This window comes from Limnobacter sp., from assembly GCF_964228395.1.
Classification (GTDB): Bacteria; Pseudomonadota; Gammaproteobacteria; order Burkholderiales; family Burkholderiaceae_B; genus Limnobacter.
The window spans coordinates 1-12754 of the sequence record NZ_CAXQZX010000091.1 but is presented as its reverse complement, the minus strand read 5'-3'; the positions used below and the strand labels follow the sequence as shown (position 1 = coordinate 12754).

Below are 12754 nucleotides of genomic sequence, written 5' to 3'. Positions count from 1 at the left end.
CTGCGCCGTGATCGTGAAACAGGTGGACGCCAAAACACGCGCCAAAACCGGCATCAACGAGTTGCTACGCAACGCCGAATAAGCGAACTCATTACATTAACCAACACCGAAGAGGCCCAATCCAGGATGACCGCCAAAGTTTACGGAATACCCAATTGCACCAGTGTTAAAAAGGCGATTGCATCGCTGAAAGAACAAGGCATCGACGTTGTCTTTCACGATTTCAAAAAACATGGCGTGAGTGCGCAGTTGCTCGATGAATGGATGGCCGCCTTCGGCGCCGAAAAAGTAGTTAACCGCAAGGGCACCACTTGGCGAAGCCTGGATGACCACCTCAAGGCCAGTGCTGAAACGCCTGAGGGTGCCAAGGCCTTGTTGCTTGAATACCCCACCGTCATCAAACGGCCCGTGGTAGAGCACCAAGGCGAGTTGTCCATCGGTCAAACTGACTTCAGCCAAGCCTAACCACCATGAGCAAGCCCACAGCAGCCAGCCAGGCAGACCTGGACACTCTCCGCACCATTCGTGACTGGCTGCGGTTTTATGTCAGCAGCATGGGCAGGGGCCGTGTTTTTTTTGGCCATGGCTGTGCCAATGCCATGGACGAAGCGATTTACCTGATTCAACACGCCTTGCACTTGCCGATGGGCGATATCAATCCTTTTCTGGATGCCCGTGTCACGCCGACCGAAAAACAAGCGCTGTTGCATTACCTGATGCAACGCGTTGAAGACCGAAAACCTGCCAGTTACATCACAGGCGAGTCCTGGTTGCAGGGCCACTGCTTTAAAGTGGACCAAAGGGTGATTATTCCAAGATCTTTTATTGCTGAGTTGTTGGCCGACCAACTTACCCCCTGGGTGAATGCGCCCGAGATGCCCATGCGCATCCTTGACCTTTGCACCGGCTCGGGCTGCCTAGCCATTTTGGCGGCCCACACTTTTGAAAATGCCTCGGTTGATGCGGTGGACCTGTCGCCACAAGCCCTGCAGGTGGCCAACGCGAACATCGCTCAGCATGGCCTGGGCGATCGTGTTCAAGCCATCGAGTCTGATTTGTTCAATGAACTCAAAGGGCAGCGTTACGACATTATTTTGAGCAATCCGCCCTATGTGAATGAGCAATCCATGCAGCAACTGCCCCCAGAATATCTCCACGAGCCCAGAATGGCCCTGGCTGGCGGCGATGATGGCATGGACCTCATCAAAAGAATATTGACACAGGCAAAAACCCATCTGAACCCCGGTGGCTTGCTGATTGTTGAACTGGGCAATGAACGCGAACATTTTGAGGCGGCCTTTCCAGAGCTCAATCCCATGTGGCTAGAAACCTATGCCGGTGATGAACAGGTGTTCCTGCTTCATGCTGAAGACCTGGGCGCTGCATGATCCAAATCACACAACTGGGTTTGGCCCGCGGCAGCACGGTAATTCTGCGCGAAGCCAACCTCACCCTGTTTCCCCAAGAAAAAGTAGGTTTGGTGGGTCACAATGGCGCTGGCAAGTCCACCTTGTTCAGCGCAATCATTGGGGATTTGCAGGCCGAGCAAGGCAGCATACAGCTGCCTGGCAATTGGACACTGGCCTGGATCGATCAAGAGGTCACAGACAACCACCTCACGGTGCTTGAATTTGCGCTTCAAGGCGACCGGGCATTGAGCCAGGTGCGGCATTACATTGAACAAGCCCAGGCCAAAGGCAATGACCACGAGTTGCCAGCGCTGTATGAGCAGCTCGAAAATCTGGACGGCTACGCGGCCGAGTCGCGTGTTGCGTCCATTTTGCATGGCTTGGGCTTTAAGGCCGAAGACCTTCAGCGAAAGGTCGGCGAATTTTCTGGCGGCTGGAAAATGCGCTTAAACCTCGCCAAGGTGCTTGGATCACGTGCCGATTTGATTTTGCTGGACGAACCCACCAACCACCTCGATATTGAGGCGGTGGTGTGGCTTGAACAGTGGATCAAACAAGTGCAAAGCACTGTGTTGGTGATTTCTCATGACAGGGATTTTTTGGATGCGGTTTGCACGCATACGGTGCACCTCCACCAGCAAACACTCACCAAATACACTGGCGGTTATTCGGCTTTTGAGCGCGCGTTTGCCGAACGGGCCGAGCAGGCCAACCAAGCCAACAAAAAAGCCAGCGCAGAGGCCCAAAAGCTGCAACGTTTTGTAGATCGATTTAAGGCCAAGGCCAGCAAAGCCAAACAGGCACAAAGCCGCGTTAAACGACTCGAAAAAATTAAAATGATCGAGACGCTTCAGGTTGACCAGCACATCAGCATTCCATTCCTGGAACCTCACAAAAGTCCAGACCCTTTGGTGGTGCTAAGCCGGGCAAGCTGTGGCTACCAAGCGCACTCCCCAGTGCTTGATAAACTGTCCCTTGAAATTCGCCCGGGCGACCGCATTGGTCTACTGGGTGCCAATGGCAATGGCAAAACCACACTGGTCAAAAGCTTGGTTGGTGAGCTTCAATTGTTGGACGGGGAACGTGTCGAGGGCAAGGGTTTGGTGTACGGCTACTTTGCTCAAGACCAAATCGAATCGCTCGACATGCAAGCCACGCCGCTGGAGCATTTGGCCAGGCTTGACCGAAATGCCACCGAGCAACAGCTACGGGATTTTTTAGCGCGTTTTCAGTTTCGCGACGACAAGGTCAAGCAGACTGTGAACGGGTTTTCAGGAGGCGAAAAATCCCGCTTGGCGCTTGCATTGATTGCCTACTTAAAGCCCAATCTGCTTTTGCTTGACGAACCCACCAACCACCTGGACATCGCGACTCGGCAAGCCTTGGCCAGCAGCTTGCTCGAGTTTGAAGGGGCCTTGGTCATGGTGTCGCACGATAGGCATTTGCTCGAAAGCATCACAGACACCTACTGGCGGGTGCATGGTGGCGAGGTCAAGCCCTTTGATGGTGACCTGCAGGACTACGCCGACACCCTGCGCCAAGAGGCTTCGCAGGCGCAAGCAGCAAGCTCAGTCAATTTGAGCCATGAAGCCAAGCTTAGCCCCAAAGGCGCTCAAGCCGATCGACAGCAGTTGCACCAACGTTTAAAACAGCTAAAAAATGAATTTAAAAAACTGGAAGCCCATGTTGAAAAGGCGCAGGCGCGCCTGAAAGTGCTTGATGCCGCCTTGGCTCAAATCGATTATTCCAATGGAGACTCTGTGCAGCAATCGGGCGATCAATTCCAAGAGCGCGAGCGTATTGCCAGCAGCTTAACCGAGGATGAAAACCGCTTGCTCGAGGCCATGATCGACATTGAGTCGCTCGAAGAGCAATTGGGGTTGGCCAAAGCCTAAATATCTTTCACTAACAAGGCTGCTCGCTCAGTAACTCTTGCCAGAGCGAAGCGTCGAAGCACGCCTTGCCTGCCGGTGGATTTTCCACCAATAGTTGAAGATTTTTCTTAAACAGTTGGCGACTGTCTGCACCTGTAACCTCGCAAAACTTGGCGCGCACATAGGTTCGAACCACATCGGGCAAGGTTGGCCAGTCGGCCTGCAGATGGCTTGCAAAATCATCTCCGAGCAAACTAACCAGAAACTCCGCCCCTTGTTCAGAAGTGAATGGGCGACCTTCCATGGCCTCTTGGTAGGCCAATTCCACCAAACCAAGTTGACACTGCAACACTTTCAAGGCGTTTTCTTGATGCAGTCGCAGTGCCTGGTTGCGCTCCCGGACCAATGCCTGAAAAGAATCTGGCAAGCGCCATTCCGTGGTAATGGCTCGTTTTAGCAGGCGAATACTTTTGTCGATTGAGCGCTGCGGGCGATCGTCATGCTCGAATACCTCTGCGAGAGGCTCGGCCACTTCCGCAAAATCCAAACCCGAGGGGTGGTCTGGTGTGTAAAACGACTCCAGCACCCGATTGGCCTCCAGAGAGTCGTAACGGCCACCCCCTCCCGCTACCCTAAAGGCCATTGGTTTGTTGGCATGTTGCGTTGCATTCCCCTGCTGGTCGGCCTGAGCAGTTTCTGCCATGGCAGTTGAAACAGCCAGCGTGCAGGCCGGTCTGCTTGCTTGGTTGCGGCCAGAAGTAAACCTCCAATAGGCAACCCCACCCAACAATAAAAATGCGCTGCCTACCCCCGCAGGCCATGCAAGCAACTCAGCCAAAGATCGACTCAAGCCCTGGCTGCGCTGTTGCAGCTCGCCTGTGCGCTCGGCGTCAGAAAAACCATCCCGGGCATACACAAGGTGATTGGCAGACGCCAATTCAACCGGTGGCAAAGGGTCCTGATTGATTGGGTCAGCGGCTACCGGCGGCATTGCTGGCGCCAACGGAGTATCCGCCAAGGACTTGGCAGACGTCGCATTTGTACGCGTTACATCAGCGCGAGACGGCCATGATGCTGCCCGCGCTGTATTAGCGAGCGCCAACTCACGCGACTGGGCCAGCAAGCGTGAATTCGCAAAATCAAATTGTGGTGCGTGCACATCCGCTGCCGTTATTTTGCCAGGCGATTTTGCGACACCTTCCGCTTGCCCTGGGCTTAGAAGAACCGCCCACTGGTGAGCAAATGTTATTAAAGGGCAATGCGATTCAAGCTGGAGTATCAATGAGGGGTCTGGAAGCAGAGCCGGTGCATCAAAAAAAAATTCGCCTGAATGGGCGCCCATGCGTACAAATTGAGCGCGAACTCTTGGCGATTCAATCAAAACACCCCGTCCATCTGAATATCCGAACTGCGGTTCAAGTTTTGCGCGCAGGCAGCCTTCGCGCAACTGTCCCATCTGGTCTGCCTGGAGTTGAGAAACTTGAGCGCTCAAGCGCAGTGGCTCGCCCATCACGGTGTTTCCCTTCAGTGGCCCCAGAACAATGGCCTGGGCTGGGCCTTGCGCGCCGACACCCAGTGCTGCCAAAAGCCAAATTTTGAATAGCCACCCTGCCCTCATGCTTTGCCCACCCATACCTTGCCAAGATGGATCAAGCTTACTCAGTGTGCTGTTGGTTGAGGTATCCTAGAAATGACCTAACACGAACGTGGTATGCGCGGTTTCGTTTAAAAACTAGAATGACAGTTCTTACCAAGCAAAGCCAGCTTCAGTAAACTACGGGCAGCTTAAAAAATACAAAGACGGGAGACCACGATATGGCGAACATCGCCACATTTCTTCAGCAGCATGAAAACACCCCCAATCGGGTTTTGTACCGCCAGTTTTTGGACAATGAGTGGGTAGATTTCAAAGCACGTGAAATGATCGACCTGGCTCGCAGCTGGCAAGCCTTTTTTAGGTCCATGGGCTTGCAACCTGGCGACCGGGTTGCCATTTGCCTCAAAAACGGTGTGCACTGGGTCGCTTTTGATCAAGCGGCGTTGGCCATGGGTTTGGTGTCGGTTCCACTGTATGTGGACGACAACGCGAGCAACATTTGTTATTGCATTCAAAACTCGGGCGCGCGCGCTGTGGTGGTTGAGAACGACCGCATTGGACGCAATTTGATTAAAGAAGGTCTTAAAGACGTTCGTGTGTTGTCACTCAAATCGGATCTTGAAAAAGAGACCGATGGCATCGAGAACGCCAATCGCGTACTTGAAAGCCTTGATAACACCATCGAGCCCTTGGAGCTGCTTGACCTCGAGCAAGACACCTTGGCAACCATTTGCTACACCTCGGGCACCTCAGGACGCCCCAAGGGCGTGATGCTTTCGCACAAAAACGTCATTTCAAACGTCGACAGCTGTTTCCAGCTGGACATTGCAAAGCCCGAAGATGTGTTTTTGTCTTTCCTGCCCATGTCTCACATGTTTGAGCGCACGGGCGGCTACTACCTGCCTCTGCGCGTGGGTGCCAAGGTGGTATACGCACGGGGCATCAACCAACTGCCCGAAGACCTGGCAACGCAGGCCCCCACAGTGCTCTTTGCAGTGCCACGCATTTTTGAAAAGTTTTATGGTCGAATCCAGGCCTCGGTGAAGGACTCGCGATTTAAACGCAAGGCTTTCGAAAAGTTGGTGGATGTGGGCTGGCGCATGGAACAAGGCAAAGGTGGCATCGTGGACCACTTCCAATTGCCTTTGCTGCGCGCCAAAGTGGCCCAGCCCATTCTGGAACGCTTGGGCGGTCGCCTACGGCTTGCAGTGGTGGGTGGTGCCGCCCTGGACAGCACCATTGCAAAATCCTTCATCGCCATGGGTTTGCCCATCTTGCATGGCTACGGCATGACCGAGGCCTGCCCGGTGATTTCTGTGAACCGGCCTGAGGGCAATGTGCCTGAATCGGTTGGCCCGGCATTGCCGAATGTCGAAGTCAAATTGGGCGATAACGACGAATTACTCGCACGCGGCCCCAACGTGATGTTGGGTTACTGGCAGAATGAAGAAGCCACCCGCACAGCCATTGACAAGGACGGATGGCTGCACACGGGTGACGTGGCCGAGCTCAAAGACGGACGAATTTTCATTCGCGGCCGCATCAAAGACATCATGGTGCTGTCCAACGGTGAGAAATTTTCTCCGCAAGATGCAGAAACCGCCATCATTGGCGACGACGTATTCGAGCAGATTGTGTTGGTGGGTGAAGGTCGCCCCTTCATCGGCATGATTGCAGTAACGGCCAACTCCAACGAAAAAGAGCTCATCAAGCGGGCCAATGACCGTCTGCAGCATTTGCCCAGATACATTCGCGTGCGACGAATTATTACGACCAAAGAACCTTGGACGGTGGACAACGGTTTGTTGACCCCCACCCTCAAGGTGAAAAGGCTCAAGGTGTTAGAGGCTTTCAAAGACCGAATTGACGATCTGTATGCTGAAGGCATGGCCGATTAAAAAAACCGCCGAAAGGCGGTTTTTTTTATTCCCCGGGCAAATCGTCTGCCTCATAAGAATCGCTGCCGATTCGCGCCAGGAAATCGGCCGCCCGGTCTGGTGGTGGACAGGTTGAGCGCAAACCGTCAATGAAGGTGAACAACTCTTCTGGAATGTTTTGCCACATGGGGTCGAGCACCACGTCGATGCCCTCATGGCGTAACAGCTCAGCCGCGCTGGAAAAAGCGCCATCACCAGTGAGCAACACCACCTGCTGCACCTGCCGTTTGTAGGCCAACGAGGCCAAATCCACGCCCATGCGCAGTTCAATCCCCTTGGGGTACGAATCGGGTGTGAAATCTTCGTCAGCCAGTTCATCGACCGTGATGCGCTTCCCGAGCAAATCGGCCAAGGCGTCTTCGTTTAGCTTCCATGCGTCGGCCTCGCGAGGCTCACCCAGGCGCACCGCAAGCTTGCGTTTGCGCTGCAACTGCCGCTGAAACGCGGCTCGGAACTGCCCTTCTTTGGATTTGGACAAGTCGATTTGTTGCCTGGATATGGGCAAGGTTACTTTTTGGGTGAATACAGGCGAATCGTAAAAAAAGATACGGAACAAGTGCCTTTTGGGCTGGTTGCGCTCAAACAAATGCGCTGCTGACAATCGCCAAACGAGATCGGCCATAACCTTGGCATCGTGGTGCACAGAGCTCGGGAAGATTTGTCGAATTCGGCGAATAAAAAACGGACCATCAACCAAAATTGCAGTGAGCATATAAACCCTTGATTTTTAAGAATAAAGTTATAAAGGAATAGAAAAATACCAATACAGGAAATATGTCTCCATACATATCGTAACACCGAAACCGTGTCAAAAATAGCGATGGGCACAACCATTAAGAGGGATGATAATCACCCACCCGTCAGCACTTTACTTACAATGAAATCAGCTTGCTTTTAATGGTTTGAATTTTCAGGTTTTAAGCCCCTTGGAGGATAGTTTGAGTCAAGCAAAACAATCAGGTTTGTCGGGCGAAACAACCGCCCCACAGTACTGGCTTTATATTTTGTCAAATTCAAAGCCCAGCGGCCCCCTGTATTTGGGCGATACCACCGACCTGCTTAACCGTATGAAAGAGCATCATGCCGGCCTTCGACGGGATTATGCGCATTACCACCGCTTGGACAGACTGGTCTATTTTGAAGTGTGGGATGACCATGAAAAGTTCACCGCCCGTTTGCGGCGCGTGCGCAATTGGCCCCGTGACATGCGCTTGCTGCTCATTGAATCCTTGAACCCGGAGTGGGAAAATCTTGAATATCGCCTTGGTGAACACGCTGCACCCAGCGAAACCTTTAAAAAACGAGGCGAAGAAAAAGCGGCGTGATGACCCATTAAATGTCAAAATGTGTCATCCGGTTAAACCGATGCAACGTTGTTAGAGCTGAAACTTTTGCAAGTGCACATTGCACTAAAGCTCAAAGCGCTTTGAAGTACGCTGTAGCGCAAAGTAGTAGGCACGCTCTGAATCTGATTGGGTTCCTGGGCGGTAAAACAAACAAGTAGCCAATCTGTTTAATCAGGAGTCCACCATGAGTTCCATCGCTGAACGCTTGACCCGATCCTACTGCCTCTTTCATTGGCTTCAGGTCAAGCCGATTCCTGAGCAGATCCGATCCAGCGTGGCTTACAGCACGCTTGAGCAAGAGCTACTCGCTCTTAAAGTAAAGCCTGAAGATCTGGCTGCAGTGGGTTCAGATGTAACAGATAATTTTGAAGAATCTCGGCTGGCTTTCATGGTCCGCTACAGCGGCCTGACATGGTCCACCTGCTCCATCTTCTGTGACGCCATTGAAAACCCCGCTTGGCTAGTTCAGGGGACCCCCCTTTTGGTTCAATTCAGTGGCCTCGACGCTTCAGGCCAAGCCGGTCTGCCCAAACTCGCTTTGGGCGATTTTATGTTCCTAAAGCCAAGTAACGTGTGGATCGACAACAATCGTGTTGTATCCTTCACAATCCGTTGGAACAAACATGAAGTGCGCCGCATGGAACGCTTTATTCGCTTGGCATCGGCTCGCCATGGCTTGGAAGCCACGGTAAGCAATATTGCCCAAAGCGAAAAGTTTATCGCCGCCATCAAGGCGACTGTTGGTGCCCAGTAAAGGCCGTTGACCTACCAAACTGACAAAAACACCGCCACCGCGCTCTACGACCTCATCACCGGGGACGAAGACGCGCGCGTGTGCAAAGACATCCCCGAAGAATCCTGCAAGCATCAGCCAGCCAATTTTTTATTGCATCTGGCCACCAACTTCTTCACCAAACTGGCCGATGAGCTGGCCAGTGCCCGGCTTGTTTTTCCTTGGGTCTTGGCCCTGCTTGGCGCCCCAATGCTGCTGATTGGCCTGGCAGTGCCAATTCGAGAGGCTGGGGTCCTGCTTCCACAGTTGTTTATTGCTGCCAAAATCCGCGAAAAACCAGTTCGAAAGTACGTGTGGATGTTTGGCGGTATCCTCAGCGCCTTGGCCCTGTGGGCCTGTGCTCTTGCGCTGATCATGGATGCCGGCCCGCAAGTGGCCTCTACAGTGGTGTTTGTTGCCTTGTTGGTGTTTAGCTTGGCCCGAGGCATTTGCTCGGTAGCCGCCAAGGACGTGTTGGGCAAAACGGTGTCAAAGTCGCGCCGGGGCACACTGATGGGCACAGCCACAACAATATCGGGCGTATTCACCCTTTTGCTTGGCCTTAATTTGGGCTTTTACAACACCATACAGGCCAACGCCCTGGTGCTGGCAGCCCTGCTGGCAGGTGCCGGCTTTTGTTGGCTGCTGGGTAGCCTTTGTATTGCCAACATGCGCGAGGAGCCTGGCGCCACCGAAGGGGGGGGCAACGCTGGGGTTGTGGCCCTGCAATCTCTTCATTTGTTAATCAGCGATGCCCCGTTTCGCAATTTTGTGATTTGTCGAACCCTGCTTTTGAGTGTGTCTTTGGGCATTCCCATGGTGGTGGTGCTTGCTCAAGCAAACACCAATGCCACTGGTCTGATTGGGCTTCTGTTGCTGATGGCCGGGCTGGCCAATACCGTGTCGGGCTATGTGTGGGGTCGCTTGGCCGACGTGTCCAGCCGATTGGTCATGGGATGTGCCAGTGCATTGAATGCCCTCACCATTGTCGCGATGATGATTTTGCTGGAGCACTTCACTCTGGCTGATGAACTGATGCTGTATGCGGGGGTGTATTTTGTACTCTCGGTGTGCCTGGCCGGAGTTCGCCTGGGTAGAAAAACCCTGCTGGTGGACATGGCCACGCCCGAAAAACGCTCGGCCTACGTCGCTGTTAGCAACACCATAATAGGTGGGCTGATTTTGCTTGTTGGCGCCGCAGTGGCCCTGCTAAGCCAACAGGATGTCCAAGTGATGTTGTGGGCATTCGCGGCCATGGCTGCGCTCGCCGCTGTGTTGTGCCCATGGGTGCTACCCAGCCAACAAGCTGGGACATCCGCTTGAGCCTTAGTGCTTCAGGACCGTGGCCCCACCCAAATAAGGTTGCAAAACCTCGGGCACCCTCACTGAGCCGTCGGCCTGTTGGTAGTTTTCGAGCACAGCCACCAAGGTGCGCCCAACGGCCAAACCTGAGCCGTTTAAGGTGTGTACAAACTCGGTTTTGCCAGCCTCGTTTTTAAAGCGCGCTTTCATGCGCCGGGCTTGGAAACTTTCGCAGTTGGAGCAAGAAGATATTTCTCGGTACTTGTTTTGGGCAGGCAACCACACTTCAATGTCGTGCGTGCGGCTGGCACCAAAACCCATGTCACCGGTGCACAGAACGATCACTCTGTAAGGCAGGCCCAGCTTTTGCAAAATGGCCTCGGCGTGGCTGGTCATCTCGTCCAATGCGGCGTAGGAATGGTCAGGGTGTTCAATGCGCACCATTTCTACTTTGTCGAATTGGTGCTGGCGAATCAAGCCCTTTATATCTCGACCATAGCTGCCCGCCTCGGAACGAAAACAGGGCGAATGCGCTGTCATTTTGATGGGCAGATCGCTGGCTTTTAATATTTGATCGGCCACCAGATTTGTTAGCGTCACCTCGGCTGTGGGAATCAAGTACAAAGGCTCGTTGCCACCCTCGTCAGCGTCCTTGAGGCCCCCCTTCTGAACCGAAAAAAGATCATCCGCAAATTTTGGCAATTGGCCAGTGCCTTGCAGCGTTTGCCCACGAACAATGTAGGGAGTGTAGTGCTCGGTGTAGCCGTGCTGTTCGGTGTGGGTATCTAGCATGAACTGCGCCAGGGCGCGGTGCAACCTTGCCACCTGCCCCTTCAACACAGCAAAGCGCGAGCCAGACAATTGCGCGGCGCTTTCAAAATCGAGTCCCAAAGCGAGCCCAAGGTCGGCGTGGTCTTTAACCTCAAAATCAAATTGCCGTGGCGTGCCCCAACGACGCAATTCCACGTTGTGCTCTTCCCCCGGGCCCACCGGCACAGACTCATGCGGCAGGTTTGGAATGTTGAGCAAAAAAGCGTTGAGTGCATCTTGCAAGTTGGCCAGCTCGGCCTCATTGGCCTTGAGCGCATCGCCAAGCCCGCCCACCTCGGCCATCACAGCCAAAACATCTTCGCCTTTGGCCTTTAATTGCCCAATCTGCTTTGAAAGTGCGTTGCGTTTGGCTTGGAGTTCTTCGGTGCTGGTTTGCAGCGCCTTGCGTTTGCCCTCCAGCGCATTGAATTCGCTGGCATCCAGGTGGTACCCACGGGAGGCCAGGCGTTGCAACACGGTGTTCAGGTCTTTACGCAGCAATTGAATGTCTAACATCAGTGAGGTATCCGGGTTTGATGATGGTTTGGTGTAGAACGTGATGGTACTAAATTCGACCGCGCAGGGGCAGCGAATACGGGTGGGCAAAGCTTATTTTTTGCCCCTGGCAGATTGATTGCGTTGCGCGATCCATGCCATTTTCTCGGATATTTTGATTTCGAGCCCACGATTGGTCGGTTGGTAATACTGAGGAGTGCCAGGCATGTCATCGGGCCAGTATCGCTCGCCGGCTGCATGCCCATCGGCCTCATCGTGGGCGTAGCGGTAATCTGCCCCATGACCGAGTTCCTTCATCAACCGCGTGGGGGCATTGCGTAAATGCATGGGCACCGGCAACGAGCCTGTTTGTTTAACGTGGGCCATGGCCTGTTTGTAGGCCACATAGGCTGCATTGCTTTTGGCGGCAATCGCGAGGTATATCACCGCTTGGGCAAGCGCCAACTCTCCTTCGGGGCTGCCCAGGCGCTCGTAGGTTTGGGCTGCCTCGTTGGCCATGGTCATGGCGCGTGGATCAGCCAGGCCAATGTCTTCCCAAGCCATACGTACTATTCGACGGGCCAGGTAACGCGGGTCGGCGCCACCATCGAGCATCCGGCAAAACCAATACAAGGCGGCATCGGGATCAGACCCACGCACAGACTTGTGCAAAGCTGAAATTTGGTCGTAAAAGGCGTCGCCGCCTTTGTCAAAACGGCGAATTTGGTTGGGGGCGATGCGAACCAAAAACTCATGGTCAACCTCGTCAAGACCCGCATGCGCCGCTTGTAGCAAGGCCACTTCAAGTAAATTAAGATAACGGCGGGCATCGCCATCGGCATGCTGCACCAATGCCTGTTGCGCTTGCTCTGTGACTGCAATGGGAAGGTTCAGATGCACCAAAGCACGCTCAAGCAGCTTTGCAAAATCTTCTGGCAGCAGGGCTTTTAACACATACACTTGCGAGCGCGACAACAGGGCTGAATTCACCTCGAAGGATGGATTTTCTGTGGTTGCGCCCACAAAGGTAACCAAACCCGACTCCACAAATGGCAACAAAGCGTCTTGCTGGGATTTGTTGAAGCGGTGTATTTCGTCGATGAACAATATGGTGGCCTGCCCCGCTTTGGCATGGGCAGCGGCTTGGTCTACGGCTGCGCGAATGTCTTTTACCCCAGAGAGCACGGCAGACAGCGCAATAAACTGGGAATT

The 12754-nt window shown here is 53.7% G+C and carries 11 protein-coding genes and 1 pseudogene; 8 read left to right on the top strand and 4 right to left on the bottom strand.

Annotation, left to right across the window (positions count from 1 at the left end; all coding sequences use genetic code 11):
• The 4 genes and pseudogenes from ACEQU8_RS07545 to ACEQU8_RS07530 form a co-directional block, all read left to right on the top strand.
• Positions 1-82: pseudogene (locus tag ACEQU8_RS07545) on the top strand (2,3,4,5-tetrahydropyridine-2,6-carboxylate N-succinyltransferase); the annotation flags it as partial.
• A gap of 44 nt (positions 83-126) precedes the next feature.
• Positions 127-465 carry an ArsC/Spx/MgsR family protein gene (locus ACEQU8_RS07540; protein WP_370262679.1) on the top strand — a complete coding sequence of 113 codons (339 nt, stop codon included), beginning with the start codon at positions 127-129 and terminating at the stop codon, positions 463-465.
• Between the two features lie 5 nt (positions 466-470).
• Positions 471-1388, top strand: coding sequence for a 50S ribosomal protein L3 N(5)-glutamine methyltransferase (prmB, locus tag ACEQU8_RS07535; RefSeq protein WP_370262677.1), 918 nt, complete (start codon positions 471-473; stop codon positions 1386-1388).
• Entirely contained in the window at positions 1385-3304 is a 1920-nt protein-coding gene (locus ACEQU8_RS07530; RefSeq protein WP_370262676.1) for an ATP-binding cassette domain-containing protein, read from the top strand. The genes prmB and ACEQU8_RS07530 overlap by 4 nt, the downstream gene beginning before the upstream one ends.
• Before the next feature lie 10 nt (positions 3305-3314).
• Here ACEQU8_RS07530 and ACEQU8_RS07525 read toward each other — a convergent pair whose 3' ends face one another.
• Positions 3315-4274 carry a hypothetical protein gene (locus ACEQU8_RS07525; RefSeq protein WP_370262675.1) on the bottom strand — a complete coding sequence of 320 codons (960 nt, stop codon included), beginning with the start codon at positions 4272-4274 and terminating at the stop codon, positions 3315-3317.
• Positions 4275-5098: 824 nt separating this feature from the next.
• On the opposite strand from ACEQU8_RS07525, the gene ACEQU8_RS07520 reads away from it, so the two are divergent.
• Positions 5099-6778 carry a long-chain fatty acid--CoA ligase gene (locus ACEQU8_RS07520; protein ID WP_370262674.1) on the top strand — a complete coding sequence of 560 codons (1680 nt, stop codon included), beginning with the start codon at positions 5099-5101 and terminating at the stop codon, positions 6776-6778.
• Between the two features lie 25 nt (positions 6779-6803).
• Here ACEQU8_RS07520 and ACEQU8_RS07515 read toward each other — a convergent pair whose 3' ends face one another.
• Entirely contained in the window at positions 6804-7529 is a 726-nt protein-coding gene (locus ACEQU8_RS07515; protein WP_370262672.1) for an NYN domain-containing protein, read from the bottom strand.
• 226 nt (positions 7530-7755) lie between these two features.
• On the opposite strand from ACEQU8_RS07515, the gene ACEQU8_RS07510 reads away from it, so the two are divergent.
• The 3 genes from ACEQU8_RS07510 to ACEQU8_RS07500 all read left to right on the top strand — a co-directional run bounded on the left by ACEQU8_RS07510 (position 7756) and on the right by ACEQU8_RS07500 (position 10258).
• On the top strand, positions 7756-8142 hold the full coding sequence (locus tag ACEQU8_RS07510; protein WP_370262671.1) for a GIY-YIG nuclease family protein: 387 nt from the start codon (positions 7756-7758) through the stop codon (positions 8140-8142).
• Between the two features lie 205 nt (positions 8143-8347).
• Positions 8348-8917 (top strand): hypothetical protein, encoded by a 570-nt coding sequence (locus ACEQU8_RS07505; protein WP_370262670.1) that lies wholly within the window; start codon positions 8348-8350, stop codon positions 8915-8917.
• 6 nt (positions 8918-8923) lie between these two features.
• A complete protein-coding gene (locus ACEQU8_RS07500; protein WP_370262668.1) occupies positions 8924-10258 on the top strand; it encodes an MFS transporter in 1335 nt (444 codons plus the stop codon).
• A gap of 3 nt (positions 10259-10261) precedes the next feature.
• Here ACEQU8_RS07500 and serS read toward each other — a convergent pair whose 3' ends face one another.
• On the bottom strand, positions 10262-11563 hold the full coding sequence (gene serS / locus ACEQU8_RS07495) for a serine--tRNA ligase (protein ID WP_370262666.1): 1302 nt from the start codon (positions 11561-11563) through the stop codon (positions 10262-10264).
• A 93-nt stretch (positions 11564-11656) separates the two neighbouring features.
• Positions 11657-12754: replication-associated recombination protein A (locus tag ACEQU8_RS07490; RefSeq protein WP_370262664.1), on the bottom strand; the 1098-nt coding region annotated here is incomplete at its 5' end.

Coding starts and splice junctions, on each gene's coding strand:
- ACEQU8_RS07540 (WP_370262679.1), top strand. CDS start 127: ATGACCGCCAAAGTTTACGGAATACCCAATTGCACCAGTGTTAAAAAG.
- prmB (WP_370262677.1), top strand. CDS start 471: ATGAGCAAGCCCACAGCAGCCAGCCAGGCAGACCTGGACACTCTCCGC.
- ACEQU8_RS07530 (WP_370262676.1), top strand. CDS start 1,385: ATGATCCAAATCACACAACTGGGTTTGGCCCGCGGCAGCACGGTAATT.
- ACEQU8_RS07525 (WP_370262675.1), bottom strand. CDS start 4,274: ATGCCGCCGGTAGCCGCTGACCCAATCAATCAGGACCCTTTGCCACCG.
- ACEQU8_RS07520 (WP_370262674.1), top strand. CDS start 5,099: ATGGCGAACATCGCCACATTTCTTCAGCAGCATGAAAACACCCCCAAT.
- ACEQU8_RS07515 (WP_370262672.1), bottom strand. CDS start 7,529: ATGCTCACTGCAATTTTGGTTGATGGTCCGTTTTTTATTCGCCGAATT.
- ACEQU8_RS07505 (WP_370262670.1), top strand. CDS start 8,348: ATGAGTTCCATCGCTGAACGCTTGACCCGATCCTACTGCCTCTTTCAT.
- serS (WP_370262666.1), bottom strand. CDS start 11,563: ATGTTAGACATTCAATTGCTGCGTAAAGACCTGAACACCGTGTTGCAA.